The organism is Herbaspirillum rhizosphaerae, assembly GCF_046025915.1.
Lineage (GTDB): Bacteria > Pseudomonadota > Gammaproteobacteria > Burkholderiales > Burkholderiaceae_D > Herbaspirillum > Herbaspirillum rhizosphaerae_A.
The window spans coordinates 81427-105841 of sequence record NZ_JAQQFR010000010.1 but is presented as its reverse complement, the minus strand read 5'-3'; the positions used below and the strand labels follow the sequence as shown (position 1 = coordinate 105841).

Below are 24415 nucleotides of genomic sequence, written 5' to 3'. Positions count from 1 at the left end.
TCAGACCGACGCCGCAGTCACATCGGCCGAGAACACATAACCCGCGCCGCGCACTGTCTTGATCAGATGCGGCTGCTTGCCGCCGTCGTTCAGGCGCAAGCGCAGCTTGCTGATCTGTACATCAAGCGAGCGATCCAAGGGGCCGGAATCGCGGCCGCGGGTTTCTTCGCTGAGAACATTGCGATCCAATACGTCGCCGGGATGCTCGACGAAATATTTCAGCAACTGATAATCCATCCCCGTCAACGCCACCACCTGCCCGGCGCTATCGAGCAACGTGCGCTCCACGGTATCAAGGGTGAAGCCGACGAAGCGATAAAAACGCGGCGCAGCGGCATTGTCGATACCGGTGCGGCGATGGATGGCCTTGATGCGCGCCAGCAGTTCACGCGGGCTGTAAGGCTTGGCGATGTAGTCGTCGGCGCCCAGCTCCAGACCGACCACGCGATCGGTTTCGTCCGAGCTGGCGGTCAGCATGATGATCGGCACATTCGATTTTCGCCGCACGATCTTGCACAGCGCAAAACCGTCGGTATCCGGCAGCATGACGTCGAGGATTACCAGCGATAGTTCGTCGGCGTAGCGTTGAAACTCCGCCAGAAAGGCTTCGCCGTTATGCGCCAGGCGCACTTCATACTGGTTCTTCTCCAGATAGGTTTTCAGGAGAGTCCGGGTTTTCTGGTCGTCGTCGACGATGAGGATTTTGCGGGTCATTGTTGTTTGTTTGCTTAACTTGGCTGACTGACTTGCCTACTCCACTTTACCGGTGCGCGACAGTGCCCGTGCGATGGAGGCCAGCTTGCGCTGCACCTCCGCTTCGGAAATCTGGTCATCGACAAAGAATCGCCGCAGCTCGGCGACGATGGCGTCCTTGGTGGTTTCATCGGTCGCCATGCGATGTACCAGACTTGGAGCCTGAAACGCGGCGCCCTTGCTGAACGTCCGCCACGAATTGAGCGAGCAGCTGTCCATCTTGCTAGTGTCCGGCGAACGCCATACCGGGATCGCACCCTTGAATTTATTGTAGTCGGATTGCACCGCCGGTGACATCGCAATTTGTGCCAGCACTTCCTGTGCAGGCTGATGCGAATAGTCGTCGGCGAACATCGCCAGCGTGTCGATGCTATACAAATGGTAATCGGCCGTACCCGGCACGGCAGCGCAACCGAACTGCTGATCGGCGCTCAAGCCCCAGGCATTGAAATCTCCCTTGGCCCAGTCACCCATGATGAACATGCCCGCTTCGCCGTCGGCCAATTGATGCGCTATTTCCGTCCATGCCCGCTCACGCACCGGCAATTGCATTACCTGCTTGAGGTTGCGCAGCCGCTTCAATGCATGCAACAAGCGCGCATCGGCAAAGGCACGAGGACTAAGGTCAACGAACAGTTCGCGGTAATACGCCGGCCCGCTTTCGGCCAGCACCAGCGTTTCGAACAAGGTCGCCACCTGCCATGATTCACTGCTCTGGGCCAAGGGCGTAATGCCGGCCTGCTTCAGCTTGGCCGCCACCTGATCAAACTCGTCCCAACTGCGCGGCGGGCGCAATCCCAGACGGTTGAACACCGCAATGTTGTAGTACAGATTGTTGATGCGATGAATGCCCAACGGCGCTGCAACCACATGACCGTGATTGTTCAGCAGCGACCATGCCGTCGGAAACAGCAGCTTTTGCCAATTACCCTGGGTCGCTACGGTATCGAGTTCCAGCAGCAAGCCAAGATCGGCCCACTCGCCGAAGATCACGCCATTTAACTGCGTCACTTCGGGCGCATGGCCAGCCAACACCATACTTTTCAATACCTTGCCGGCGCCGATGCCGGCACCGCCTGGAATGGCGAAATCGCGCCATTGGATATTCTGTTCAGCCAGCTTGTTGATCAGTACACCGACGGCCTTGCGTTCACCAGCGGATGTCCACCAATGCAGCACTTGCAGCGAGGGACCGGGATTATTGTTTGCAGATACGGCAGGCATAACGGGCGTAACCGGCGGCGCGGCAAAAACCGGTTGAGCAGAAAAAGCGAACACCAACACGCACACTGCGCGCAGCTTTGCCTCTCCCATCATGAGCCTTGTCATTTTTATCATTATGTTTTCTTGCGTCTCCAGAGCGCGTGTGACTATAGCCCAAGTCACTGTCACCACGCGATAAGAACATTAATTGGATTCACGCTTTGTAAAGAAATGTAATGTTTTATTTAGTTTCCTGTTTACCCAATCCTCTTCCTTACAAAGCCCTATGCCCCGATGCCATTGGCGTAGCCGCAAAGCACCTCCGTCGTTCTGTAAATATATGTAATCCGACATCGTTGCAGTTTTTGTCATTATCCAATTAAATCAAAGGCTTAAGAAGTATTTCAGGCTGTAATCCGAAATGCTCGCATCACATGTTCCCCGGTGCTACTGTCGCGGCGCTGGCTCTGCAATTGCGGACTTTTTTGGGGAAGCTCAGAGCGGCCAACTCCCACCATCAATGCAAAAACACCATTAGGAGACCTTTGATGCAAACCGTAAAAAAAGCCCTCGCTCTCGCTACCCTCAGCAGCGCCGTGCTGCTCGCACTGGCAGGCGGCAATGCGCAGGCCGGCACGCTGACCATTGAAAGCTGGCGCGTCGACGATCTGGCGCTGTGGGAAAACGTCCTGATTCCGGCCTTCCAGAAAAAGAACCCCGGCATCACCGTCAAATTCTCGCCGACCGCACCAACCGAATACGACTCCAGCCTGACCGCACGTCTGGCCGGCGGCACCGCAGGCGACCTGGTTGCCTGCCGTCCGTTCGACGTCTCACTATCGCTCTATAACAAGGGCCATCTGGAAAAACTGGATGGCAAGGCCGGCATGGAATCCTTCCCGGCATCGTCCAAGGTCGCATGGCAGACCGATGACGGCAAAGACACCTTCTGTATGCCGATTGCATCCGTGATGCACGGCTTCCTGTACAACCAGAAGATCTTCAAGGAAATGAACCTGCAGCCACCCAAGACGGAAGCTGAATTCCTGAAGCTGCTGGAAACCGTCAAGGCCGGCGGCAAGTACACCCCGCTGGTGCTCGGCACGGCTGATCAATGGGAAGCACATCAGGTGCTGTTCACCGGCGTCGGCCCCAACTACTGGAAGGGCGAAACCGGCCGCAAGGCGCTGATCGCCGGCAAAGCCAAGTTCACCGACCCGCAATTCCTGGCCGCCTGGGAATATGAAGCCAAGCTCGGCAAGTTTCTGTCCAAGGGCGCATCGGCACAAACCTACGGCGACAGCCAGAATATGTTCGCACTCGGCCAAGGCGCTGTATATGCCGCTGGTTCGTGGGACATCGCCTACTTCAACGCCAATGCCAACGCCAAGCTGGAACTGGGTGTATTCCCGCCGCCAGTGCCGAAGGCCGGCGACGCTTGCTACATCTCCGACCACAACGACATCGGCATGGGCGTGAACAAGAAATCCAAGAACAAGGAAGACGCCTACAAGTTCCTGGCATGGCTGGGCTCGCAAGAGTTTGCCGACATCTACACCAACAAGGTCACCGGCTTCTTCTCGCTGTCGAACCACCTGATCTCGGTCAAGGATCCGATCGCCAAGCAGATGATCGACTGGCGCAAGTCCTGCTCGTCGACCATCCGTGTCAACTCGCAGATCCTGAACCGCGGTACGCCAAGCATGGAAAACGAAATGTGGAACGTCAACGCCCAGGTCTTGAACGGCAAGATGACGCCGAAGGACGCTGCGACCAAGATCCAGACCGGCTTCGCCAAGTGGTACAAGCCACAGCAATAACCTGCATACGATCTTACTGCGAGGCCATGATCCGCGAAATGGCAATCCTTGGGCGGTGCTCGGAATCCTCATGTACTGAAGTACATTCCAAGGGTTTCAACTGAGCTGTGCTCCGGCCGATACCGGCTGATGGCCTCTCGCTACAGATCGTAAGCAGGTTACGGTGCATCAACCGTATTTGAGATCTAAACCGGCCAGACACTTCATCGTTCTGCGCCGGGATTCGCATGTTTCATACTAGGAGTTGCAGTGAAAACAGCTCGTCCCTGGCACATCGTCGTCTTCTTGGCGCCGGCGGTCATTATCTATTCCCTGTTCAGCGCCCTGCCTTTGCTGGACACGCTACGCCTTGGCTTCTATACCGCCAACGACGCCGGCATGCACAGCTTTGTCGGCCTCGACAACTATCGCACCATCCTGTTTGACTCTGACTGGTCGACGGCTTTCTGGAATGCGATGTGGAACAACGTCAAGTTCTTCTGCATCCACATGCTGCTGCAAAATCCCATCGGCCTGCTGCTGGCGACGTTATTCAGCCTCAAGGGCCTGCGTGGTGCGCGTACTTACCGCACTCTGATTTTCTTGCCGACCTTGTTGTCGGTGGTGATCATCGGCTTCATCTGGCAGTTAATCATTTCTCCGCTGTGGGGCGTCGGCGAAAAGCTCATGACGCTGGTCGGTCTCGGCGATTACTTCGCCCCCTTTTTGGGCCAGGAATCGACCGCACTGTTCACGCTCTCGCTGATATCGGTATGGCAATACATCGGTATCCCGATGATGCTGATTTACGCGGCCTTGCTGGCAGTCCCCGAAGAAGTTCTGGAAGCCGCCCATGCCGAAGGCGCCAGCGCCATGCGGATTTTCTGGCAGATCAAGCTGCCGCTGATCTGGCCGACGCTGGGGTTGGTCACCATTCTGACCTTCGTCGCCAACTTCAATGCCTTCGATCTGATCTATTCGGTCAAGGGCGCGTTGGCCGGGCCGAATTACTCCAGTGACTTGCTGGGCACCTTCTTCTATCGCACCTTCTTCGGCTACCAGGCGCAAGTCGGCAGCCCGACCATGGGCGCAGCAGTCGCGACATTGATGTTTCTGGTGATCCTGGCCGGCGTCGGTACGTATTTTTATCTGGTGCAGCGCAAGCTGACCCGTTACGAGCTTTAAGGAATCGCGATGAATTCTGTTTCTTCCTCCATCGCCCCGACAACACACGGCGCTGACAACGTGGACGACGCGGGCAACAATGCCGGCAAGCTGACGACCAGACGCGGCCCATCACTGATCCAGCGCAGCTTCGGTCCGGCCGGTCACATCTGGGTGCACATCGTGCTGTGTATGTACGCCGTGATTGCACTGTTTCCGATTGCGCTGATCCTGATCAATTCAGTCAAGTCACGCCAGGCAATCTTCGATAATCCGCTGGCCTTCCCGACTGTGGAAACCTTCTCGCTGATCGGTTTTCACAAGGTGCTATCGAACACCAACTTTCTGCTGTACTTCGGTAACAGTCTGATCGTGACGCTCGGCTCCCTGCTGCTGATCGTCCTGTTCGGCGCGATGGCGGGATGGGCGCTGTCGGAATACAAATTTCGCGGCAATCGCCTGATGACGCTGTTCATGGCCATCGGCATCATGATCCCGATCCGCCTCGGCACGGTCTCCATCCTCCAGCTGGTGGTGGCACTCGATCTGATCAATACCCGTACGGCGCTGATCCTGGTCTACACGGCCCAAGGCCTGCCGCTGGCGGTGATGATCCTGTCGGAGTTCATTCGCCAGATTCCGACGGAATTGAAAGACGCCGCGCGCTGCGACGGCGTCGGCGAGTTCAAGATCTTCTTCCAGGTGATCCTCCCGCTGATCCGGCCAGCCATCGCCACCGTCGCGGTGTTCACGATGATCCCGGCTTGGAACGACCTGTGGTTTCCGCTGATCCTTGCGCCCGGCGATCAGACCAAGACCGTCACGCTTGGTGTGCAGCAGTTCATCGGCCAGTACGCCACCGACTGGAATTCGGTACTGGCGGCGCTGTCGATGGCGGTCATCCCGATCCTGATCTTGTACACGCTGTTCTCGCGCCAGTTGATCCGCGGCTTGACGGCCGGCGCAGTGAAGTAATCCAACATACGCAAGGCAAATCATGGCAAACGTAAGCATCAAAGAACTGAAAAAATCCTACGACGGCAAGCAGGATGTACTGGCCGGTCTCAACCTCGACATCCGCGACGGCGAATTCTGCGTGCTGGTCGGCCCTTCCGGCTGCGGCAAGTCGACCTTGCTGCGCATGCTCTGCGGTCTTGAGGACATCAGCGGCGGCGAACTCGCCATCGGCGGCGAAGTCGTCAATCATCTGCCGCCGGCCAAGCGTGGCATCGCGATGGTGTTTCAAAGCTACGCGCTCTATCCGCACATGAACGTGTACAAGAACATGGCCTTCGGTCTCAAGATCGCGGGCAGCAACAAGGCCGACATCGACGAGCGTATCCGCCATGCCGCCGGCATCCTCAAGATCGATCATCTGCTGGAACGCCTACCGCGCGAACTCTCCGGCGGCCAGCGCCAGCGCGTGGCCATCGGCCGCGCCATCGTGCGCAAGCCGAAGCTGTTCCTCTTCGACGAACCGCTGTCCAACCTCGACGCCGCCCTGCGGGTGCAGACCCGTCTGGAAATCGCCAAGCTGCACAAGCAGCTGGCCGCCACCATCGTCTATGTCACGCATGATCAGGTTGAGGCGATGACGCTGGGCGACAAGATCGTCGTCATGCACGACGGTCACATCCAGCAAGCCGGTACGCCATTGGAGCTGTATCAGCATCCGCAGAATCTGTTCGTGGCCGGCTTCATCGGCTCACCCAAGATGAACCTGCTACCCGGCGTGGTATCCGCCGTGGGCGAAGATTGCCTGCACGTCGCCATCGTCGGCGGCCAGCAAGTACGTGTCGACGTTGCGCCGGGTGCGGCCAAGGCCGGCGACAAGGTCACGCTGGGCCTGCGCGCAGAACACATCCTTGAGGATGGCTTTGGCGGCGCCACCGGCTCGGAACATTTCAACGGCACTGTCAATCTGGTGGAGCATCTGGGCGAAGCCAACTTCATCTACGTGACGCTCACCAGCGGACAAGACATCGTGGTGCGCGGCGACGGCAATCGCAACGTCGAGATCGGCGAGCGCATTGCACTCTCGGCCGGCAGCCATGCCTTCCATCTGTTCGATGCCAATGGCGAGGCATTCCGCCGCCTGAAGCCGGGAAATCTGGTGTCGTCTCGCCAACCGACTCAGCATTGATCGCACAGAACCAACAACGGAGCAATGCATGGACCAGGCGTATGACTATCTGATCGGCGTGGATGGCGGCGGCACCAAGACACTGGTGCGCGTCGTTCGTGCCGACGGCAGCTTGCTGGGCGAAGCAGTCGGCGCCGGCTCGGCGCTGCGCAATGGCGCAGCAACTGCCTGGGACGCCATCCTGACGACGCTGCAAAGAGCCTTTTCGAACGCAGGGGTGGCCATGCCGCCATTCAGGAAACTGGCGGCTGGCATGGGCGTGGCCGGATTCAATGTGGCGCAATGGGCAGAGGATTTTCGCGCCAAAGCCCCCGCGTTCGGTGCACTACAATTGGCAAGCGACGCCACCACGACTTTGCTCGGTGCACATCAGGGCAAGACCGGCGCCATCATTGCGGTCGGCACCGGCACCATCGGCGTGGCCTTGTATGCAGACGGCAGCGAACGCGTGGTGGATGGCTGGGGCTTTCCTTCCGGCGACGACGCCAGCGGCGCATGGATGGGCTTGCGCGCCATCAACCACGTGCAACACGTCGTCGACGGCCGTGCGCCGCATGGCGCGCTGTCGGCCGCCACAGTGGCGTTTTGCGAGACCGACGGCGCCAGCAATATGCCCGGACGCGCGGAGCGTGACGTCGTACTCGACTGGCTTTCGCAGGCCGATCAGGCAGCCTTCGCCCGGCTGGCGCGATTGGTGATCGCGCATGCAGACAACGATCCCGCTGCCCGTAACATCCTCGTCCAAGCTGCTGCCGAACTCGAGCTGATGGCCGCGACGCTTGATCCCGAGCAGCAGTTGCCGCTGGCGCTGTGCGGTGGTCTGGCGGCCGCTCTGCAAACTTATTTTTCACCGGCGCTGCAACAGCGCATCACGCCGCCATTGGCGGATTCCGCCGACGGCGCTTTGCTGCTGGTGCGCAAGAGCCTGATACTTTCTTAACGGAGAAAACCATGTCCTCCACGTCCTCCATTACCCAAGTCCGCGGCAACGTCCTCACGCCGCATGGCTGGATCAACGGCGCCATCAACTTCGGCGACCTGATCTGCAATATCGATGGCCATGCGCTTGATCATGAGCCGGTCGACGGTTCACCGTATGCCAACGACGGCGATTACATCCTGCCCGGCTTCATCGATCTACACGTGCATGGCGGTGGCGGCAAGGACATCATGGAAGGCGGCGACGCCGTCGATGTCATCGCGCGCCTGCATGCGCGGCACGGCACCACCAGCCTGCTCGCCACCACCATGACCGCGCCGCTGGAAGAACTGGAAGTTGCGCTCAAAGCCATTGGCAGCGCCAGCCGCAAGCGCGAACCAGGCAGCGGCCGCGCCCGCATCCTCGGTGTACATCTTGAAGGCCCCTATATCAATCCCGGCAAACTCGGCGCGCAACCCGACTTCGCCGTCGAAGCGACGCTGGAGCAAGTCGACTGGCTGGCCAGTTTCGCCCCGATCAAACTGATCACCATCGCGCCTGAAATCGATGGCCATCTGGAACTGGTGCGTACCCTGACTACCGCCGGCATGCTGGTGCAGATCGGCCATACGTTGGGCACCTACGACGACGGCGTCGCCGCGCTCAAGAACGGCGCGGCAGGCTTTACCCATCTGTTCAACGCCATGAGCGGCTTTCATCATCGCGAACCCGGCATGGCCGGTGCGGCGATGGCGCATGCCGAATACGCCGAACTGATTCCCGACATGCTGCATGTGCATCCGGGCGCGATTCGCGCAGCCTTGCGCGCCATTCCGCGCCTGTATTGCGTTACTGACTCCACCGCCGCTGCCGGCATGCCTGACGGCGACTACACGTTGGGCCGCCAGGTCGTCCACAAATGCGCAGGCGGCGTGCGCCTCGCCGACGGCACGCTGGCCGGCAGCACGCTGACCATGGATCAGGCGCTGCGCAATCTGATCGCCATGGGCCTCGACGTCTCCGAAGCCTCCCTGCGCACGTCGACCTATCCGGCCGACTATCTCGGCGTCAAGGAACGCGGCCGCCTCAAGCCCGGCTGCTTTGCCGACATCCTGGTGTTCGATCGCCAGTTCAAATTAAAAGAAGTCTACGTAGAAGGAGAAAAGATTGACCTCGCTCATGCTTAAGGAGGCGCGCTCGGCCGGCACGCACGTTGCCGACCAGCTCGCGCAAGACCACGGCCGCTATGCCGAACTGGGCCGCTGGCTGCGCGCCGCGCCACCGTCAGGCATCGTCACCGTGGCGCGCGGCAGTTCCGACCACGCCGCCAGCTATTGCGCCTACCTCACCATGGCACGCCTGGGCCACATCGTCGCTTCGCTGCCGATGTCGCTGGTGACGCTCAACAAGGCGCCGCTGATTGCCCGCGATCGACTGGCCATCGCCATCTCGCAATCGGGCCAAAGCCCCGACGTGATCGAACCCATTCGTTATTTCCGCGACGGCGGTGCCACCACGCTGGCGCTGGTCAACGACGCCGAATCGCCATTGGCGAAGGCAGCCGAGTGGTCCATCCCGCTACGCGCCGGCCCTGAACTCAGCGTCGCCGCGACCAAAAGCTTCATCGCCAGCCTGGTTGCCGGCGCCATGTTTGCAGGTCACTGGCAAGACGACGCCAATTTCCTGAAGGCGCTGGAAAGCCTGCCGGATTCATTGCAACGCGCTGCCGACAGCGACTGGTCAAAAGCCATCGACGTACTGGCGCCGGCCAGCAGCATCATGGTCGTCGGTCGCGGTATCGGTTTCCCGCTGGCGCTGGAAGCAGCATTGAAATTCAAGGAGACCTCCGCCATCCAGGCTGAAGCATTCAGCGGCGCGGAAATCAAACACGGCCCGATGGCATTGATCAACGAAGGCTATCCATTGCTGATGTTTGCCACGCGCGGCCCGACACAGGCCGGCATGTTGCAACTGGCCGCGGAGATGCGCCAGCGCGGCGCGAAGGTTTTGCTGGCAGCACCGGACGATGTGGCCGAACGGGATCTGACCTTACCGACAGCCGTCACGCCGGATCTCGATCCCATCGTCGCGATTCAGGCTTTCTACGTGATGGCGGCACAGCTGGCGGTCGCGCGCGGCATGGATCCGGACAAGCCGCGTCATCTGAGCAAGGTGACAAAAACAAGTTGACCAAGGCACGTTAATGAAGTGCGATTGATGAAATTGAAGCAATAAGCTCGGGGCTGAGGAGACAAACGAAGCCAAGAAAAACAGTTCTTCCCCTGTCGTATCTTGCCGCCTATGCCTGAAAAGGTCTGGGCGGTTTATTTTTAAGCGCGTCATACAAATGCTGCGCGCTCGAAGACAGCTTCCGTCCTTTTTTACGGATCAGCCCGAGGGTGCGCTCCACCTTGGGTTCCACCAGCGGGATAGCTTTCAACGGCGAGTCATGTTCGGTCGGCATCGCCAGGTGAGGCACTGCAGCGATACCCAGGCCAGCAGCGACCCAGGCTAATGAAGTCGCGACGTGGCGCACTTCATAGACCGCGCTCGGACGCACGTCCGTCGCCGCCAGAGCCTGGTCCAGCAGGAGCCGGTTACCGCTGGAGCGAGCTACTGCCACATAGGGATATTTGTCGATCTCACGCCATTTCACTGAGCGCCGTTGTGCCAGAGGATGATCATGCAGACAAGCCAGTACAAAACGCTCGCTCATGATCTCTTCAAAATCGATGTCAGCCTGCTGTGCGCCAATGAAGTTGATCCCGAAATCGGCTTCACCGCGCAAAACACCGTTAAGCACTTCGTTGGCGCCCTCATCAATCACCTTGATGCGGATATTCGGATAGAGAGCATTGAACTGTTTGATCACCGGCGGCAAATAGTGATACGCCATCGATGGCACACAAGCAATGGTCACTTCGCCGCCGGAACTGGCGGCAATGTCGCTAATGCTCAGTAAGGAGCTTTCGACATTGGCGAGAATTTCCTGCGCCTTTATATAGAACTCGCGCCCCACCACCGTCATTGCCACGCGGCGCGTGGTGCGTTCGAACAATCTGACATTAAGCGCATCTTCCAGCTTGTCGATGCGACGCGACAAGGCCGGCTGCGACAAATTGATGGCGCTTGCCGCAGCGCGAAATCCACCACGCTCCACGACGGCGACCATTGCCTGCAAGTCGGCGATATCGAAACGGAGTTGTTTCATGCGTGACCTTGAATAAAAATCAAATCTTATTGATGTCTATAACGAATCAATATTACTAAATTATGCATTTTACTTTATCAATTCTATTTGCAAGAATCGCGTTCTTGATTCCCGCTCCGACGTGAAAAATCGGGAAAGATCGGGAATACTCAATACTATTCACTGGCACGGCGCTGCAATGCAGGCTGCGTAAAAACAATAACGACCAGAGACAATACTTCAATCAGGACTGAGAACATCATGCTCATCACGCGCCGCCCATTTATCATTTTCTGCCTGACAATTATTGTCAGCACATTGTCAGTAAGCAGCTGGTCCGCAGAACTCAAGGTCATGAACTCGGGCGGCTTTACCGCAGCATATAAAGCGCTTGCGCCCAAGTTTGAGCAAGCCACCGGTAATACCTTGTCGACTGCCTGGGGCCCATCCATGGGGGCCGCACCCGAAGCTATCCCCAATCGCCTGCAACGCGGCGAACCAGCCGACGTCGTGATCATGGTCGGCTACGCACTGGACGAGCTGATCAAACAGGGCAAGGTTATTCCCGGTAGCCGCGCCGCGCTCGCCGATTCGCGCATCGGCATGGTCGTACGCGCCGGCAGCGCCAAACCGGACATCAGTACTCCTGAAGCACTCAAGAAAACCTTGCTGCAAGCGAAATCGATCGCGTATTCGGACAGCGCCAGCGGTGTCTATATAGAGCGTGAATTGTTCAAAAAACTCGGTATCGAAGATCAAGTCAAAGGCAAGGCGAAGATGATTCCCAAAATTCCGGTCGCCGGTGTAATTGCCAGTGGCGACTACGAGCTCGGCTTCCAGCAGGTCAGCGAGCTGTTGCCAGTTGCTGGCGCCGACTTTGTCGGCAAAATTCCGGAGTCGCTGCAAAGCGTCACCGTGTTTGCCGCAGGCATCCCCACCGGTGCGCAACATCCTGACGAGGCGCGGCAACTGATCCGCTTCCTGGCATCGCCCGAGGCAGCGCCGGAAGTCAACAAAAGCGGCCTGGATTCCTTGCCATCCTTATCCAAATAGCAACGCATAAAATAAACGCAACATGAAAGCTGTTAGAAAGCTATGCTTCCTTTGGTTGCGATAGACTGCGCTCCGCCGACGCTCAATAACAAAAAATCCGCGTCGCACGCACTGTTCAGAAAACACATAACCTGATCACCTCGGGTAGAGAGAGACAAACCATGACATCTCAAACATCTCAGTCATCTGCATCGTCCTCGAAATTCGTCACTGTATTACGCGTCACCAGTGGCAATTTCATGGAAATGTTCGACTTTTTCCTCTTCGGTTTTTACGCCAGCTATATCTCGAAGGCCTTTTTCCCGGCCGGTGATGAATTCGCTTCGCTGATGCTGACCTTTATGACCTTCGGCGCCGGCTTCCTGATGCGTCCATTGGGCGCGATCATTCTCGGCGCTTACGTTGACCGTGTCGGCCGTCGTCAGGGTCTGATCGTCACTCTGGCATTGATGGCTCTCGGTACCATGCTGATCGCCTTCGTGCCGGGCTATGCGAGCATCGGTCTGCTGGCACCCGCGCTGGTGCTGATCGGCCGCTTGCTACAAGGATTCTCTGCAGGTGTCGAACTGGGTGGCGTATCGGTCTATCTGGCTGAAATGGCAACACCGGGCCGCAAGGGTTTCTATGTGAGCTGGCAGTCCGCCAGCCAGCAAGTCGCCATCATCGTGGCTGCCGCTATCGGCTACGGCCTGAACATGTGGCTGACCAAGGATCAGGTCGGTGACTGGGGCTGGCGCGTCCCGTTCTTCATCGGCTGCCTGATCGTGCCGGTGCTGTTCGTCATTCGCCGCTCGCTGCAAGAGACTGAAGAATTCATGGCTCGGAAGCGCAAGCCTAACCTGAACGAAATCTTCCGCTCGATGCTGGAAAATTGGAAGCTGATCGTCGCCGGCATGATGCTGGTCTCGATGACCACGGTCTCGTTCTACCTGATCACCGTCTACACACCGACCTTCGGCAAGAACGTGCTCAAACTGAGCACCGAAAGCGCGCTGATCGTCACCTTCTGCGTCGGTATCTCCAACTTCATCTGGTTGCCGGTAATGGGCGCGCTGTCCGACCGTATCGGTCGTCGTCCTTTGCTGCTGGTGTTCACCGTACTGACCATCCTGACCGCATACCCGGCAATGACCTGGCTGGTTGGCGACGCTACCTTCGGCAAGATGCTGATCGTGGAACTGTGGCTGTCCTTCCTCTACGCCAGCTACAACGGCGCGATGGTCGTGGCGCTGACCGAAGTGATGCCGGTCGATGTGCGTACCGCCGGCTTCTCGCTGGCATACAGCCTGGCGACAGCGATCTTCGGCGGCTTCACACCGGCGATCGCCACCGGCCTGATCGAACTGACGCATGACAAGGCTGCGCCTGGCCTGTGGATGAGCTTCGCTGCCGTCTGCGGTCTGATCGCAACATTGATTCTGTATCGTAAAAAGTCGCTGGCTGTACCGCTGGCTGCCTGATCGATCAGTACAAAAGAAAAGCGGGAAGCGGCTTGCGCCCTTCCCGCTTTTTTACGTCTGCTGCCGCCTATTTGGCAGATTCGCGTAACGCCTTCATCCTCAACGGCGAATCCGTCATCACCACATCCACACCCAACTGCTGCGCGCTGCGATAGGCCGCCGCTGAGTCAACGCCGAACACCATTACTCTGGTGCCGGGATTACTCTTGAAGCATTTCATCGCCGCCGGTGTCCACCAGTGCGCTACCACTTCTGAGACGCCCTCACCGAGGGTGAACTTCTCCACCACGGTGACCTTGCGCTCCAGCTCGATACCCGACCACGTACCCGCTGCTGGCGGCATGTCGCAAGCACCTCCGTTGAGCGCGATGCGTGCCAGGCGGTCGCGTGTGGCGTCGCGCGATTCGAACACCTGCGCCTTCGGCTGCTTTGCCATCAGCGCGATCACATCAGCATCCGTGGAATAAAAGCGCACGCGTTGCCATGCGTTTTCTTCCTCAATGACTTTGGCGACCGCATTCACGAGCACTTCAGCAGGCAGCTGCTTCATGTCGATCATGATCGGCACCGACGCAGGCACTGCACGCAATGCGTCACGCAAGGTGGGTACCTTCACCGGATGCTGGCGATAGGGATAGCTCTTGTTTCCGGCAGCGTCTGTCGCGCTGTACATATAGCCGGCATTAAGTGCAGTCAGTTGTGCTGCGGTCAAGCTATTGACCACGCCTTTACCGTCGGTCAGCGCCGCAACGTCGGCCGGACGATACAGCACCGGAATGCCATCACTGGACACCTGCACCGTCATCCACAAAATATCCGCGCCATGCTTGAGTGAATTCTGCAGCGTGGGGATTGTATTTTCCGGACCGTCACCGGTACCGCCCCGATGCGCGGCAATCAGCGGGTCGGCACTGACCGCCAGCGATACGCTCAAGAGCGCGGCGCAGACAGCAAGTCTCAATCCGTTGTTAACTATGTTCATCTGTTTCTCCTTGTAGGCGAACAAGCCGATCAGAACTTGTGACGGATACCGGCCGTCAGGACGTTCTGGGTATTGGTGCCGCCCGGCGCAACGTACAAGCCTGGATTGAACATGTCCGACGAACGAATGTTTGCGTAGAACAGATACACATCCGTGCGTTTGGAGAGGAAATAGTCCACGCCCAGCGACACCTGCGAGGCCTTGCCGTCTTTGGCGCCGACAAACTTGGAGCGCGTACCGACGAAGTTGGCGAGCAGTTGTGTGGTCGGCGTGACGTTGTAGTTGACGCCGAAGTCGATCAGATCGACCTTGCTGTTATTGACGCCGCCAAACGTAAAGGCCGCGCCTGTCGCGCCGGTGAAACCAGTCATTACTGTACCGGCGGCAACCGCCAGCGGTTGCTTGACCTGCGAGTACGAACCGTACATGCGCACATCACCGAGTTTGTACGAACCACCGATCAGGAAAGTCTTGAGCGAGGTGCTGGCAATGCTGCCGGTGGTGGCGCCCGGTGCAATACCGGAGTCGCTGGAACCGGTGAAGGTATTGTTGGCCGTCAGCTTGTTCTGGAAATACGCAGCGCCAAACGACAACGGACCGTTGTTGTAGCTACCGCCCACGCCGAAAGATTGACCGGCGCCAGTCGATCCGGCCTGCTCGCCGAAACCGTACAAGGCGCTCAATGTGACACCGCCCATCACCGGCGAGTTATAGCGTAACGAGTTGTTGACGCGCGAACCTTGCGTGCGATCCAGATTCAATGCGTGGATGTTGTTGACCAAGCTGCCGAAATCCAGCGCGCCGTTGTAAGGAGCGAGGTCATCGATGTAATCCTTCTGGCGACCGAGATAAATGGTACCGGCCCTGCCCGACAAACCGATGATGGCAGTACGGCCGAAGAACAGACCGCCTTGCGCCAACTGGCCGGTGTCGGCGTTGAAGCCGTTCTCCAATGTGAACAGTGCTTTCAGTCCATCACCCAGATCTTCCACACCCTTGAAGCCGATGCGCGAACCTTGCGCGACGGCGGTGTCCATGCTCAGACGTGAACCGGTGCTGGTTGGATTGGCTGACGTAGCGTTGGCGACCTTGTCGGTGTAGGTCAGGCTGGGATTGATGATCCCGTAGATGGTGACGCCCGATGAGGCGACGTTGGTTTGCGCATAGGCGCCTCCCGCGACGGACAGGCCTGCGGCGGAGAGCGAAATGGCGAGAGCATATTTTTTCATGAATGGTTTTCAGGAAAGTTGAAAAGGGAAATTGCGAGCAGTGATGAAACGCTGCGAACTATGCCTCCGATATATGACATCGCCATGACGTTGTGATTATGTGAAAGACAAATGACGTTCATATGAACATCAACAAGGTCACGATCCCGTAACAATCGCCCGATAACATTCACAACGTTTTCAAATGAACGAGTGAATGGATAAGTGAACATGCCGGCGAATCCTGCAAACAATCTCAGCTCCAAGCCAGAAGGAAAGCCCGTCATCAAGCCTGCTTCGCTGCGGCATAACGAAATCATTGCGCTGTTCCGCCAGCACGGCTTCATGACGATGGAGTCATTGGCAGAGCATTTCGCCGTCACGACGCAAACCATTCGTCGCGACATCAACGCCTTGTGCGATGCCGATATCCTGCGTCGGCGACATGGCGGCGCCGAGCTGATTTTGTCTGCGCGCAACCAGCCTTATGACATGCGACGCATCAACAATCTCGAACAAAAAGCCGAGATCGGTGCTGCGGTCGCCAAGCTGATCCCCAACTCGTGCAGCGTGCTGATCGGCATCGGCACCACACCAGAACAAGTTGCGCTGGCATTGGCCAAGCACGACCATCTCACCGTCATCACCAACAACCTGCGTGCAGCGCTGGCCTTGTCAACCAATCAGAACAACCAGGTCATCGTGCCGGGAGGGACTTTGCGATTTCCCAATCCGGAAATCCTTGGCAACGATGCCGATAAATTGTTCCGCAATTTTCGTGCGGACTTCGGCATCTATGGCGTCGGCGGTGTTGACACCGATGGCACGCTGCTCGACTTTGACCGCATGGAATCAAGCTCGCGCCAGGCATTGCGCGAAAGCTGCCGCACCCAGATTCTGGTCACCGACAACTCCAAATTCGGCCGTCAGGCGCCGGTGCGCGGCGGCCATTTGTCCGACCCCGACATCCTCGTCACCGACAGTCCCCTGACCTCGAACCTGGCCGCCATGCTGGCCGGTAACACGCGCGTCGTCGTGACTTCGCAATCCGACAGCAACGCAGAAGAACGCGAATTCGCCATGACCAATGACGCGGCCATCGCAGCAGGAAAATGACTATGCAAAACGAAAAAAACGATATCGCCATCCGTCTCTCAGGCATCAGCAAATCCTGGGGTGCGCACCAGGTCATCAAATCGCTCGACCTTGAGTTTGAACGCGGCCAGCTGGTCGCACTGCTCGGCCCTTCAGGCTGTGGAAAATCAACGTTGCTGCGCTTGCTCGCAGGTCTCGAAACGCCCGACAGCGGCAGTGTAGAGATCGACGGAAAGGACGTGACCACTGCAACGCCTTCGGCACGCGGCCTGTCGATGGTGTTTCAGTCGTATGCACTGTTCCCGCATCTGAGCGTTGCTGAAAACATCTGTTTCGGCATGCAGGTGCGCGGTGTGCATGCGGCAGAACGCCGCCAGCGTCTGTTGGATGCTCTGGAGTTGACGAACCTGCAGGGGCTGGAGCAACGCAAGCCGGCGCAACTGTCCGGCGGACAACGTCAGCGCGTGGCGCTGGCACGCGCCATCGTCGCCGGTCATTCGATCTGCCTGATGGACGAGCCGCTGTCCAATCTCGATGCCAAGCTGCGCCATTCCGTGCGCCACGAAATCCGCGCCTTGCAGCAACGCCTGAACATGACCGTCGTCTATGTCACGCACGATCAGACCGAAGCCATGGGCATGGCCGACAAAATCGTCCTGATGAACGCAGGTAGCATCGTACAAAGCGGCACCCCGGCAGAACTGTATGAAACACCGTCGAGCGCGTTCTCTGCGGCGTTCATCGGCAGCCCGCCGATGATGCTGATGGATGCAGAAAAGCTGCCTGCTGCACTGCGCGCAAGCGTGATCCCGGTCGGCACCGGGCAAGAAAAACAGTTGATCGGCGTACGCCCCGAACATTTCCGCATTGTGGCGCCATCGTCCACCGAGTTCTTCGGTACGGTTACCGGCGTCGAATTTCAGGGTGCGGAATCCTACATCTATCTCGATCTGCCGGGCGGCGACGCCATCATCGTACGCAGCCCGGAAAAGAGTCTGCTGAAACTCGGCGACCGCGTCGGCCTCGGCTGGGATCCGGTAGACGCGCATGTTTTTGCTGCCGATGACGGACGCCGTCTTTCACCGGTACCGGCACCTTCGCCCGTGCCTGCATTTCTGACGGCCGACACATCGAACGTCCACAGCTTGCAGCCACGCGCAGCGGCGCTGTAACTGGAAGTCACCCGAATTTATCCCGTGCTTTTCAACATGAACCTCCCCCACAAAGGAACCGCAATGCTGAGCAAACTCATCAGAAAAACAACCTTGGCGGCACTCTTCGCAAGCGCCCTGACAGCATCCTCGCTGGCAAGCGCAGCCACCGATCTGACCATGTACTACCCGATCGCCGTCGGCGGCCCGCTGACCGATGTGATCGACGGCATGATCAATGATTTCCAGAAGGCTAATCCAGACATCAAGGTCAAGGCGGTCTACTCCGGTAACTACGACGAAACACGCGTGCGTGCCTTGTCAGCAATCAAAGGCGGCCAGCCTGCACAGCTGTCGGTACTGGGTGCGCTCGACACCTATGACCTGATCGACCAGAACCTGATCGAGCCTTTCGACAAGGTCGCCACCAGCGCCGAAGACAAGGCCTGGCTGCAAAGCTTCTATCCAGGCCTGATGGCCAACGGCACCATCGGCGGCCACGTCTGGGGCATTCCGTTCCAACGTTCGACCATCGTGATGTTCTACAACAAGGACATGTTCCGCGCCGCTGGCCTGAATCCGGACGCACCGCCAAAGACCTGGAAGGAAATGCTGGCCGCCGCCACCAAGCTGACCGGCAAGGACAAGTTCGGCCTGATGATTCCGTCGACCGGCTATCCATATTGGATGTTCCAGGCGTTTGCGATCCAGAACGGCGTATCGCTGATGAACAAGGAAGGCACACAGGTCTACTTCAACACCCCGGCAGCCGTCGAAGCGCTGGAATTCTGGCGTTCGCTGGCAGCGACACACAAGGTCAGCCCGGCCGGTGCGATTGAGTGGGGCACGCTGCGCCAGGCTTTCGTGCAAGGCCAGACTGCCATGATGTGGCACACCACCGGCAACCTGACCGCCGTGAAGAAAGAAGCAAAGTTTGACTTCGGCGTCGCCATGCTGCCTGCCAACAAGCAACCCGGCTCGCCGGTCGGTGGCGGCAACTTCTACCTGTTCAAAGGTTCAACGCCTGCACAGCAAGCTGCTTCGGTCACTTTCGTACGCTGGATGACCGCGCCGGAACGCGCTGCGCAATGGTCGATTGCCACCGGCTACGTCGGCACCAGCCCTGCTTCGTACAACACGCCGGCCTTGCGCGATTACGCCAAGACCTTCCCGCAGGCACTGGTTGCCCGCGATCAGCTGGCTGTAGCGATTCCGGAGTTCTCGACCGAGCAGACCGCCCGCGTGCGTGAAGCATTGTCCAACGCTGTTCAGGCTGCCCTGACCGGTACCAAGACATCGAAGCAAGCGCTGGATGAAGCACAGGCAACTGCAGAACGTTTGCTGAAGCCTTACCGTTAATCGTCCCAGGACGCTGCAAGTCTTGTATTCCTGTCGTCCTGACGAAAGTCAGAACCCAGTGTCGTCGCAATGATCGTCACGACACTGGGTCCCAGCGTACGCTGGGACGACTGCGAAAAATATGATCACCGGATAACATCCTGATGAACCAAGTAACAAACCTGCCACCGGCCAATCCCGCCGAACGCCGTCTGCACAATCTGTTCGGCTGGGGACTGCTGACGCCGTCGCTGATTCTGCTGACGCTGTTCGCGTTCTTTCCGATGCTGGCGACCTTGTGGGCCAGCTTCTTCTCGCGCGGCACTGCGCGCCGTCCGAGCGTATTCAACGGTCTCGACAACTATCGCGACCTGCTGGCCGATCCGGCCTTCTGGCAAGTCGTCGGCAACAACCTGCTGTATGCGGGCGTGACCGTTCCGGTGTCGATTGCACTGGCACTGGGCATGGCGCTGTGGGCCAACGCCCGCATCGGCGGCCGCGGCCTGGTGCGCACCGCCTTCTTCACGCCGACCATGCTGCCGATGATTGCGGCGGCCAACCTGTGGCTGTTCTTTTATACGCCCGGACTCGGTCTGCTCGACCACATCACGGCGCTGTTCGGTATCGGCCCGACCAACTGGCTCGGCCAACCGGGCACCGCTTTGTGGTCGGTGATGGCGGTGACGATCTGGAAAGAGTCCGGCTTCTTCATGATCTTCTATCTCGCCGCGCTGCAGGCGATCCCGCCCGACCTGCGCGAAGCCGCCCGCATCGAAGGCGCCGGGCGCTGGGCTTATACGCGCCGCGTGGTGTTGCCGCTGCTGATGCCGACCACGCTGTTCGTGACGATCAATGCGCTGATCAATTCGGTGCGGCTGATCGATCACCTGTTCATCCTGACCAAGGGCGGCCCGGACAACGCCTCCAAGCTGATTCTGTACTGGATCTGGGAAATGGCTTTCGCCTATCTCGATCAATCCGGCGCCGCCGTGATGACCGTGATGGTGCTGGCTGTACTGGGCCTGATCGCGGCGCTGCAATTCCTGTTCTTTGACCGCCGCATCCACTACCGTTAAACCGCTGAAAACTGTCGATGAATACCGCTACTATCAACGCCTCACCCGTCACCGGCAATAACGCTGCCACGACATCTTCGGCCCCCGGCGAACGACTCTGGAATATCGTCGATACCATCGGCGCGTGGTCGCTGGCGCTGGTGTGGATCGCCCCGCTGTTGTTTGCACTCTGGGCCGCTTTCCATACCTCCAACGCAGCGCTGGCGCTGGACTGGCGTGCACCATTGATTCTGCAGAATTTCAGAGACGCATGGCAGTCGGCGCCTTGGCTGCGTTACTTTTTCAATACCTTCGTGCTCGTCAGTCTGATCCTGATCGGTCAGTTCACGCTGTGTACATTGGCCGGCTTTGCGTTCGCGCGCTTCCAGTTCGTCGGCAAGAATCTGCTGTTCGTGCTGGTGCTGTTGCAATTGTTTGTGCTGCCGGAAATCCTGATCGTTGAAAACTACGCCATGGTGACGCGTCTTGGCATGTTCGATACGCCGCTGGGTATGGCCGTACCTTATATGGCCAGCGCCTTCGGTATATTTTTGCTGCGCCAGGCCTTCATGCAGATTCCCCGTGAGCTGGAAGAAGCGGCGCGCATCGAAGGTTGCGGCTGGTTCGGCGTGCTATGGCGCGTGTATGTGCCGGCGGCCAAACCGGTCTATCTGGCCTATGCACTGGTGTCGGTGGCGACGCACTGGAATAATTTCCTGTGGCCGCTGATCGTGACCAACTCGCCGATGACACGCCCGCTGACGGTCGGCCTGTCGCTGTTCGGCGCGCCTGAAAGCGGCGTCAACATCTCCATCATCAGCGCCGCCACGCTGGTGGCAATTGCACCGCTGATGATCGGCTTCCTCGTATTCCAGCGGCAGTTCATTCAAGCCTTCCTGCGCGCAGGTATCCGATAACTCTCTTTATTCAACACCAACAACACATCCTGATGAAAGTCATACAAATTACCGACATCCACCTGGTGCCGGATGGGAACCTCTTGTTCGGCGAAGATTCGGTAGCGCGTTTTCGCACCTGCATTGCGCACGTCAATGAACACCATCCCGACGCTGATTTGTGCGTCATTACCGGTGACCTCACCCATGACGGCGACGAAGCTTCTTACCGCATCCTGGCCGATTGCCTGAAAGAGTTGAAGCTGCCGGTGCGGCTGCTGCTCGGCAATCACGATGAGCGGCCGGTGTTCCGCAGCATCTTTCCCGACATGCCGGTGGACGGCAACGGCTTCATCCAGGGCGTACACGATACGGATAGCACGCGCCTGGTTTTTCTCGACACCAAAGAAGTAGGCACGCACGAAGGTCGTCTCTGTACGGATCGTCTGGAATGGCTGGATCGTACACTGGCCGAAGCCGGCGAACGTCAGGTCTATCTGTTCTCGCACCACCCGCCATTTGAACTCGATCTGCCGTCGATGGACTGGATCCGCCTGCGCGAAGAAGCCGATTTACGCGCGCTGGTGAAGAAACACGGCAACGTGCGCTATATGTTCTCCGGTCACGTACACCGCCCGTCAGGCGGCACCTGGTATGGCACGCCCTTCGCCACCGTACCCGGCACCAACCATCAGCACGCACTCGACTTCGCCCTGACCGGCCCGGCGACGACTTCAATGGAGCCGCCCGCCTACGCCGTGCTGAGTTTGCGCGACGCCGGCGTGGTAGTGCACTACCATGCTTTCATGGACAAGTCGGAGCAGTTTCCCTACTACGGTTAAGCAAAGCTTCGGAAAATGAAAAACGGGGAGGCACACTGTGCACTCCCCGTTTTTCATTCGATCTTCTGAAACCAGAATCTCTACTCAGCTGCCCTTGCGTGTCTTGAACGCAGGCACAAACAAATCCGACCACACCGCAGGCTTGGTCTTGATAGTGCCTGCCTTATCCATGAACACCACGTATTGCATGATGTCTTCCGGTGTCGTGGTGAATTGCGTGTCCGGATCGGCCAGCATCTTCTCGACTTCATCCTGCGTCAGCTTCATCTTCGACACGCGCAGGAAAGTTTCTGCGGCGCCCTTGCGGTTCTTGGCGATGTAGGCGTTGGCTTCTTCCTGTGCTTCCATGAAAGCTTGCGTCAGTTTCGGATTCTTGTCGGTAAATTGCTTGAGCGCGAATACGACGTCGATGGTGATGTGGCCCAGGACGTCGGAAGAATTCAGCACGCGCTTGATCTTCGGATCCTTGACTTCCTGATACGAGAACGGTGGCGAAGTGAAATGGCCGGTGATCTCGGTCTTGCCCGACAACAGCGAACCCAGCGCTTCCGGATGACTCAGGCTGACGGTCAACGGATCGAGCTTGGCATAGTTGTCGATCCCGAAGGTCTTAGCGGCAGCCATTTGCAGCAGCACAGCCGACAGCGAAGTCTTGATACCCGGAATCGCGATCTTGTCCTTGGAGGTGAAATCCTTCAGGGATTTGACGTTCGGGTTATTGGTGTTGAGCCACAGCGGCGAAGTGCTCAGTGCACCAAGACCGATGACTTCCGAACGCGGAATGCCGTGTGCTTTCGACCACAAGGTGATGAATCCCGGTGCGCCGGTGCCGGCGATGTCCAGATTACCCGACAGCATGGCGTCGTTGATCACGTTGCCGCCATCGAGCAGCACCCAGTTGGTTTTGACGTCGCCGAGGCCAAGCGCCTTGGCGCGCTTCTCGATCAAGCCCTGATCGCGAATTACCATCAGCGGCAAATACAGCAAGCCGTAACCGTGCGACAGGCGTACCACCGGCGCTTCGGCACGGGCCGGAACACTCGCTGCCAGCATGGACAGACCGAGCGTTGCGGCCATCATCAGTTTTGAAAAATTTCTGCGTTTCATTTGGTCTCCTTTAAAAGGTTCTAATTTATTTAGCCGAACCTGTTTGTGATCCGTAGCGAGAAGCCATCAGCCGGTGGCGGCCGGAGCGGAGGAACCGGAGTGTACTTTAGTACATGAGGATTCCGAGCACCGCCCGACGCCGGATCATGGCTTCGCAGTAGGATCACGGACAGGTTTAGTGCTGCATGCCCCAGCGGCGGATTGTCCGTTTTTCTATCTGGGCAAAAATCATGTTTTCAACAAACAAGCCGATCATGATCACAAAGAACAAGCCCGAGAACACGTTTGCGGTTTCAAGCTGATTGCGATTTTCAAAGATGTACCAGCCCAGGCCGCCCGCGCCGGACGACACGCCGAACACCAGTTCGGCCGCGATCAGCGTGCGCCAGGCAAACGCCCAGCCGATCTTGAGGCCGGTGAGAATGCTTGGGAAAGCGGCGGGAATCAACACCGAACGCACCAGCGAAAAGCGTTTCAGGCCATAGTTCTGACCTACCATGCGCAAGGTGTTCGAGACCGAGCGGAAACCGGCGTGCGTGTTCAACGCCACCGCCCACAAGACCGAGTGCACCAGCACGAAGATGATGCTGCCGGTACCGAGACCGAACCAGATCAGCGCCAGCGGCAGCAAGGCAATCGCCGGCAGCGGATTGAACATGGAGGTCAGCGTTTCCAGAAAGTCATTGCCGATGCGCGAGCTGATTGCCAGCGTGGTCAACAAACCTGCCAGCAAGATGCCGAGGCCATAGCCGATCAGCAAAGTCTCCAGCGAGACGGCGGCGCGTTGCAGCAGAACGCCGCTGCTGATGCCGCTCATGAAGGCGTGCAGGGTTTCGCTGAAGCTCGGGAACAGCAGCGAGTTGTCGAGCCAGCGGCCGTAGACTTCCCAGACCAGCGCCAACACCAGCAGGATAGCGGTCTTGCGGATCCAGCTGATGCGGTAGATAGCCTCAAAGGCTGACAGCGGACGCTGAACCTCGGCGACAGCGTTGCGGTTCGGCTCGACGACGATTTCCGGACGCACGAAGAGTGTGTTGTTTTTGCTCATAGCTTGTCT

Annotated in this window: 22 protein-coding genes and 1 other RNA gene; 15 read left to right on the top strand and 8 right to left on the bottom strand. The window is 58.4% G+C overall.

What is annotated here, in order from left to right:
- On the bottom strand, positions 1-714 hold the full coding sequence (locus tag PQR63_RS15945) for a response regulator (protein ID WP_007883659.1): 714 nt from the start codon (positions 712-714) through the stop codon (positions 1-3).
- A 36-nt stretch (positions 715-750) separates the two neighbouring features.
- Positions 751-2070, bottom strand: a complete 1320-nt coding sequence (locus PQR63_RS15940; RefSeq protein ID WP_408168978.1) for an ABC transporter substrate-binding protein — start codon at positions 2068-2070, stop codon at positions 751-753.
- A gap of 434 nt (positions 2071-2504) precedes the next feature.
- On the opposite strand from PQR63_RS15940, the gene PQR63_RS15935 reads away from it, so the two are divergent.
- The 7 genes from PQR63_RS15935 (at position 2505) to PQR63_RS15905 (ending at position 10171) form a co-directional block, all read left to right on the top strand.
- Positions 2505-3776 (top strand): ABC transporter substrate-binding protein, encoded by a 1272-nt coding sequence (locus PQR63_RS15935; RefSeq protein ID WP_408168977.1) that lies wholly within the window; start codon positions 2505-2507, stop codon positions 3774-3776.
- Positions 3777-4025: 249 nt separating this feature from the next.
- Positions 4026-4940 (top strand): carbohydrate ABC transporter permease, encoded by a 915-nt coding sequence (locus tag PQR63_RS15930; RefSeq protein ID WP_408168976.1) that lies wholly within the window; start codon positions 4026-4028, stop codon positions 4938-4940.
- 9 nt (positions 4941-4949) lie between these two features.
- Positions 4950-5894, top strand: a complete 945-nt coding sequence (locus PQR63_RS15925) for a carbohydrate ABC transporter permease (protein WP_408168975.1) — start codon at positions 4950-4952, stop codon at positions 5892-5894.
- 22 nt (positions 5895-5916) lie between these two features.
- Entirely contained in the window at positions 5917-7062 is a 1146-nt protein-coding gene (locus PQR63_RS15920; protein ID WP_408168974.1) for an ABC transporter ATP-binding protein, read from the top strand.
- A 28-nt stretch (positions 7063-7090) separates the two neighbouring features.
- Complete coding sequence (locus PQR63_RS15915; protein ID WP_408168973.1) at positions 7091-8002, top strand: glucosamine kinase nucleotide-binding domain-containing protein; 912 nt, start codon at positions 7091-7093, stop codon at positions 8000-8002.
- An 11-nt stretch (positions 8003-8013) separates the two neighbouring features.
- Complete coding sequence (gene nagA / locus PQR63_RS15910; RefSeq protein WP_408168972.1) at positions 8014-9168, top strand: N-acetylglucosamine-6-phosphate deacetylase; 1155 nt, start codon at positions 8014-8016, stop codon at positions 9166-9168.
- The gene (locus tag PQR63_RS15905; RefSeq protein WP_408169100.1) at positions 9161-10171 is read left to right on the top strand and encodes an SIS domain-containing protein; all 1011 of its coding nucleotides are present in this window, start codon (positions 9161-9163) and stop codon (positions 10169-10171) included. The genes nagA and PQR63_RS15905 overlap by 8 nt, the downstream gene beginning before the upstream one ends.
- Before the next feature lie 109 nt (positions 10172-10280).
- On the opposite strand, the gene PQR63_RS15900 is transcribed toward PQR63_RS15905, so the two are convergent.
- On the bottom strand, positions 10281-11192 hold the full coding sequence (locus PQR63_RS15900; RefSeq protein WP_408168971.1) for a LysR family transcriptional regulator: 912 nt from the start codon (positions 11190-11192) through the stop codon (positions 10281-10283).
- Between the two features lie 240 nt (positions 11193-11432).
- Here PQR63_RS15900 and PQR63_RS15895 point away from each other — a divergent pair, with 240 nt between their 5' ends.
- Positions 11433-12224: a substrate-binding domain-containing protein gene (locus PQR63_RS15895; RefSeq protein ID WP_408168970.1), complete on the top strand. Its 792-nt coding sequence runs from the start codon at positions 11433-11435 to the stop codon at positions 12222-12224.
- A gap of 161 nt (positions 12225-12385) precedes the next feature.
- On the top strand, positions 12386-13684 hold the full coding sequence (locus tag PQR63_RS15890) for an MFS transporter (protein WP_408168969.1): 1299 nt from the start codon (positions 12386-12388) through the stop codon (positions 13682-13684).
- A gap of 67 nt (positions 13685-13751) precedes the next feature.
- On the opposite strand, the gene PQR63_RS15885 is transcribed toward PQR63_RS15890, so the two are convergent.
- Together PQR63_RS15885 and PQR63_RS15880 are read right to left on the bottom strand one after the other, a co-directional pair.
- Entirely contained in the window at positions 13752-14666 is a 915-nt protein-coding gene (locus PQR63_RS15885; RefSeq protein WP_408168968.1) for a glycerophosphodiester phosphodiesterase family protein, read from the bottom strand.
- A gap of 29 nt (positions 14667-14695) precedes the next feature.
- Positions 14696-15895: a porin gene (locus PQR63_RS15880; RefSeq protein WP_408168967.1), complete on the bottom strand. Its 1200-nt coding sequence runs from the start codon at positions 15893-15895 to the stop codon at positions 14696-14698.
- Positions 15896-16105: 210 nt separating this feature from the next.
- Between PQR63_RS15880 and PQR63_RS15875 the strand changes: the two genes are divergently transcribed.
- The 6 genes from PQR63_RS15875 to PQR63_RS15850 all read left to right on the top strand — a co-directional run bounded on the left by PQR63_RS15875 (position 16106) and on the right by PQR63_RS15850 (position 22251).
- Positions 16106-16990, top strand: coding sequence for a DeoR/GlpR family DNA-binding transcription regulator (locus tag PQR63_RS15875; RefSeq protein WP_408168966.1), 885 nt, complete (start codon positions 16106-16108; stop codon positions 16988-16990).
- A 2-nt stretch (positions 16991-16992) separates the two neighbouring features.
- Positions 16993-18141, top strand: coding sequence for an ABC transporter ATP-binding protein (locus PQR63_RS15870; RefSeq protein WP_408168965.1), 1149 nt, complete (start codon positions 16993-16995; stop codon positions 18139-18141).
- 63 nt (positions 18142-18204) lie between these two features.
- A complete protein-coding gene (locus tag PQR63_RS15865) occupies positions 18205-19479 on the top strand; it encodes an ABC transporter substrate-binding protein (RefSeq protein WP_408168964.1) in 1275 nt (424 codons plus the stop codon).
- Between the two features lie 143 nt (positions 19480-19622).
- Positions 19623-20534 carry a carbohydrate ABC transporter permease gene (locus tag PQR63_RS15860; RefSeq protein WP_408168963.1) on the top strand — a complete coding sequence of 304 codons (912 nt, stop codon included), beginning with the start codon at positions 19623-19625 and terminating at the stop codon, positions 20532-20534.
- 17 nt (positions 20535-20551) lie between these two features.
- Positions 20552-21430 carry a carbohydrate ABC transporter permease gene (locus PQR63_RS15855; RefSeq protein ID WP_408168962.1) on the top strand — a complete coding sequence of 293 codons (879 nt, stop codon included), beginning with the start codon at positions 20552-20554 and terminating at the stop codon, positions 21428-21430.
- Between the two features lie 32 nt (positions 21431-21462).
- The gene (locus PQR63_RS15850) at positions 21463-22251 is read left to right on the top strand and encodes a phosphodiesterase (RefSeq protein ID WP_408168961.1); all 789 of its coding nucleotides are present in this window, start codon (positions 21463-21465) and stop codon (positions 22249-22251) included.
- Positions 22252-22335: 84 nt separating this feature from the next.
- Here PQR63_RS15850 and PQR63_RS15845 read toward each other — a convergent pair whose 3' ends face one another.
- The 3 genes from PQR63_RS15845 to PQR63_RS15835 all read right to left on the bottom strand — a co-directional run bounded on the left by PQR63_RS15845 (position 22336) and on the right by PQR63_RS15835 (position 24406).
- Positions 22336-23358, bottom strand: a complete 1023-nt coding sequence (locus PQR63_RS15845; RefSeq protein ID WP_408168960.1) for an ABC transporter substrate-binding protein — start codon at positions 23356-23358, stop codon at positions 22336-22338.
- Between the two features lie 41 nt (positions 23359-23399).
- A non-coding RNA gene (locus tag PQR63_RS15840) (sX9 sRNA) lies at positions 23400-23473 on the bottom strand.
- Between the two features lie 60 nt (positions 23474-23533).
- Entirely contained in the window at positions 23534-24406 is an 873-nt protein-coding gene (locus PQR63_RS15835) for an ABC transporter permease (RefSeq protein WP_408168959.1), read from the bottom strand.
- Positions 24407-24415 lie beyond the last annotated feature (9 nt).

Bases quoted from the DNA above. Each gene is read 5' to 3' on its own strand.
- PQR63_RS15935 (WP_408168977.1), top strand. From the start codon at position 2,505: ATGCAAACCGTAAAAAAAGCCCTCGCTCTCGCTACCCTCAGCAGCGCC.
- PQR63_RS15845 (WP_408168960.1), bottom strand. From the start codon at position 23,358: ATGAAACGCAGAAATTTTTCAAAACTGATGATGGCCGCAACGCTCGGT.
- PQR63_RS15940 (WP_408168978.1), bottom strand. From the start codon at position 2,070: ATGATGGGAGAGGCAAAGCTGCGCGCAGTGTGCGTGTTGGTGTTCGCT.
- PQR63_RS15915 (WP_408168973.1), top strand. From the start codon at position 7,091: ATGGACCAGGCGTATGACTATCTGATCGGCGTGGATGGCGGCGGCACC.
- PQR63_RS15925 (WP_408168975.1), top strand. From the start codon at position 4,950: ATGAATTCTGTTTCTTCCTCCATCGCCCCGACAACACACGGCGCTGAC.
- nagA (WP_408168972.1), top strand. From the start codon at position 8,014: ATGTCCTCCACGTCCTCCATTACCCAAGTCCGCGGCAACGTCCTCACG.
- PQR63_RS15835 (WP_408168959.1), bottom strand. From the start codon at position 24,406: ATGAGCAAAAACAACACACTCTTCGTGCGTCCGGAAATCGTCGTCGAG.
- PQR63_RS15885 (WP_408168968.1), bottom strand. From the start codon at position 14,666: ATGAACATAGTTAACAACGGATTGAGACTTGCTGTCTGCGCCGCGCTC.
- PQR63_RS15905 (WP_408169100.1), top strand. From the start codon at position 9,161: ATGCTTAAGGAGGCGCGCTCGGCCGGCACGCACGTTGCCGACCAGCTC.
- PQR63_RS15855 (WP_408168962.1), top strand. From the start codon at position 20,552: ATGAATACCGCTACTATCAACGCCTCACCCGTCACCGGCAATAACGCT.
- PQR63_RS15880 (WP_408168967.1), bottom strand. From the start codon at position 15,895: ATGAAAAAATATGCTCTCGCCATTTCGCTCTCCGCCGCAGGCCTGTCC.
- PQR63_RS15850 (WP_408168961.1), top strand. From the start codon at position 21,463: ATGAAAGTCATACAAATTACCGACATCCACCTGGTGCCGGATGGGAAC.
- PQR63_RS15890 (WP_408168969.1), top strand. From the start codon at position 12,386: ATGACATCTCAAACATCTCAGTCATCTGCATCGTCCTCGAAATTCGTC.
- PQR63_RS15895 (WP_408168970.1), top strand. From the start codon at position 11,433: ATGCTCATCACGCGCCGCCCATTTATCATTTTCTGCCTGACAATTATT.
- PQR63_RS15875 (WP_408168966.1), top strand. From the start codon at position 16,106: ATGCCGGCGAATCCTGCAAACAATCTCAGCTCCAAGCCAGAAGGAAAG.
- PQR63_RS15865 (WP_408168964.1), top strand. From the start codon at position 18,205: ATGCTGAGCAAACTCATCAGAAAAACAACCTTGGCGGCACTCTTCGCA.
- PQR63_RS15860 (WP_408168963.1), top strand. From the start codon at position 19,623: ATGAACCAAGTAACAAACCTGCCACCGGCCAATCCCGCCGAACGCCGT.
- PQR63_RS15870 (WP_408168965.1), top strand. From the start codon at position 16,993: ATGCAAAACGAAAAAAACGATATCGCCATCCGTCTCTCAGGCATCAGC.
- PQR63_RS15900 (WP_408168971.1), bottom strand. From the start codon at position 11,192: ATGAAACAACTCCGTTTCGATATCGCCGACTTGCAGGCAATGGTCGCC.
- PQR63_RS15920 (WP_408168974.1), top strand. From the start codon at position 5,917: ATGGCAAACGTAAGCATCAAAGAACTGAAAAAATCCTACGACGGCAAG.
- PQR63_RS15945 (WP_007883659.1), bottom strand. From the start codon at position 714: ATGACCCGCAAAATCCTCATCGTCGACGACGACCAGAAAACCCGGACT.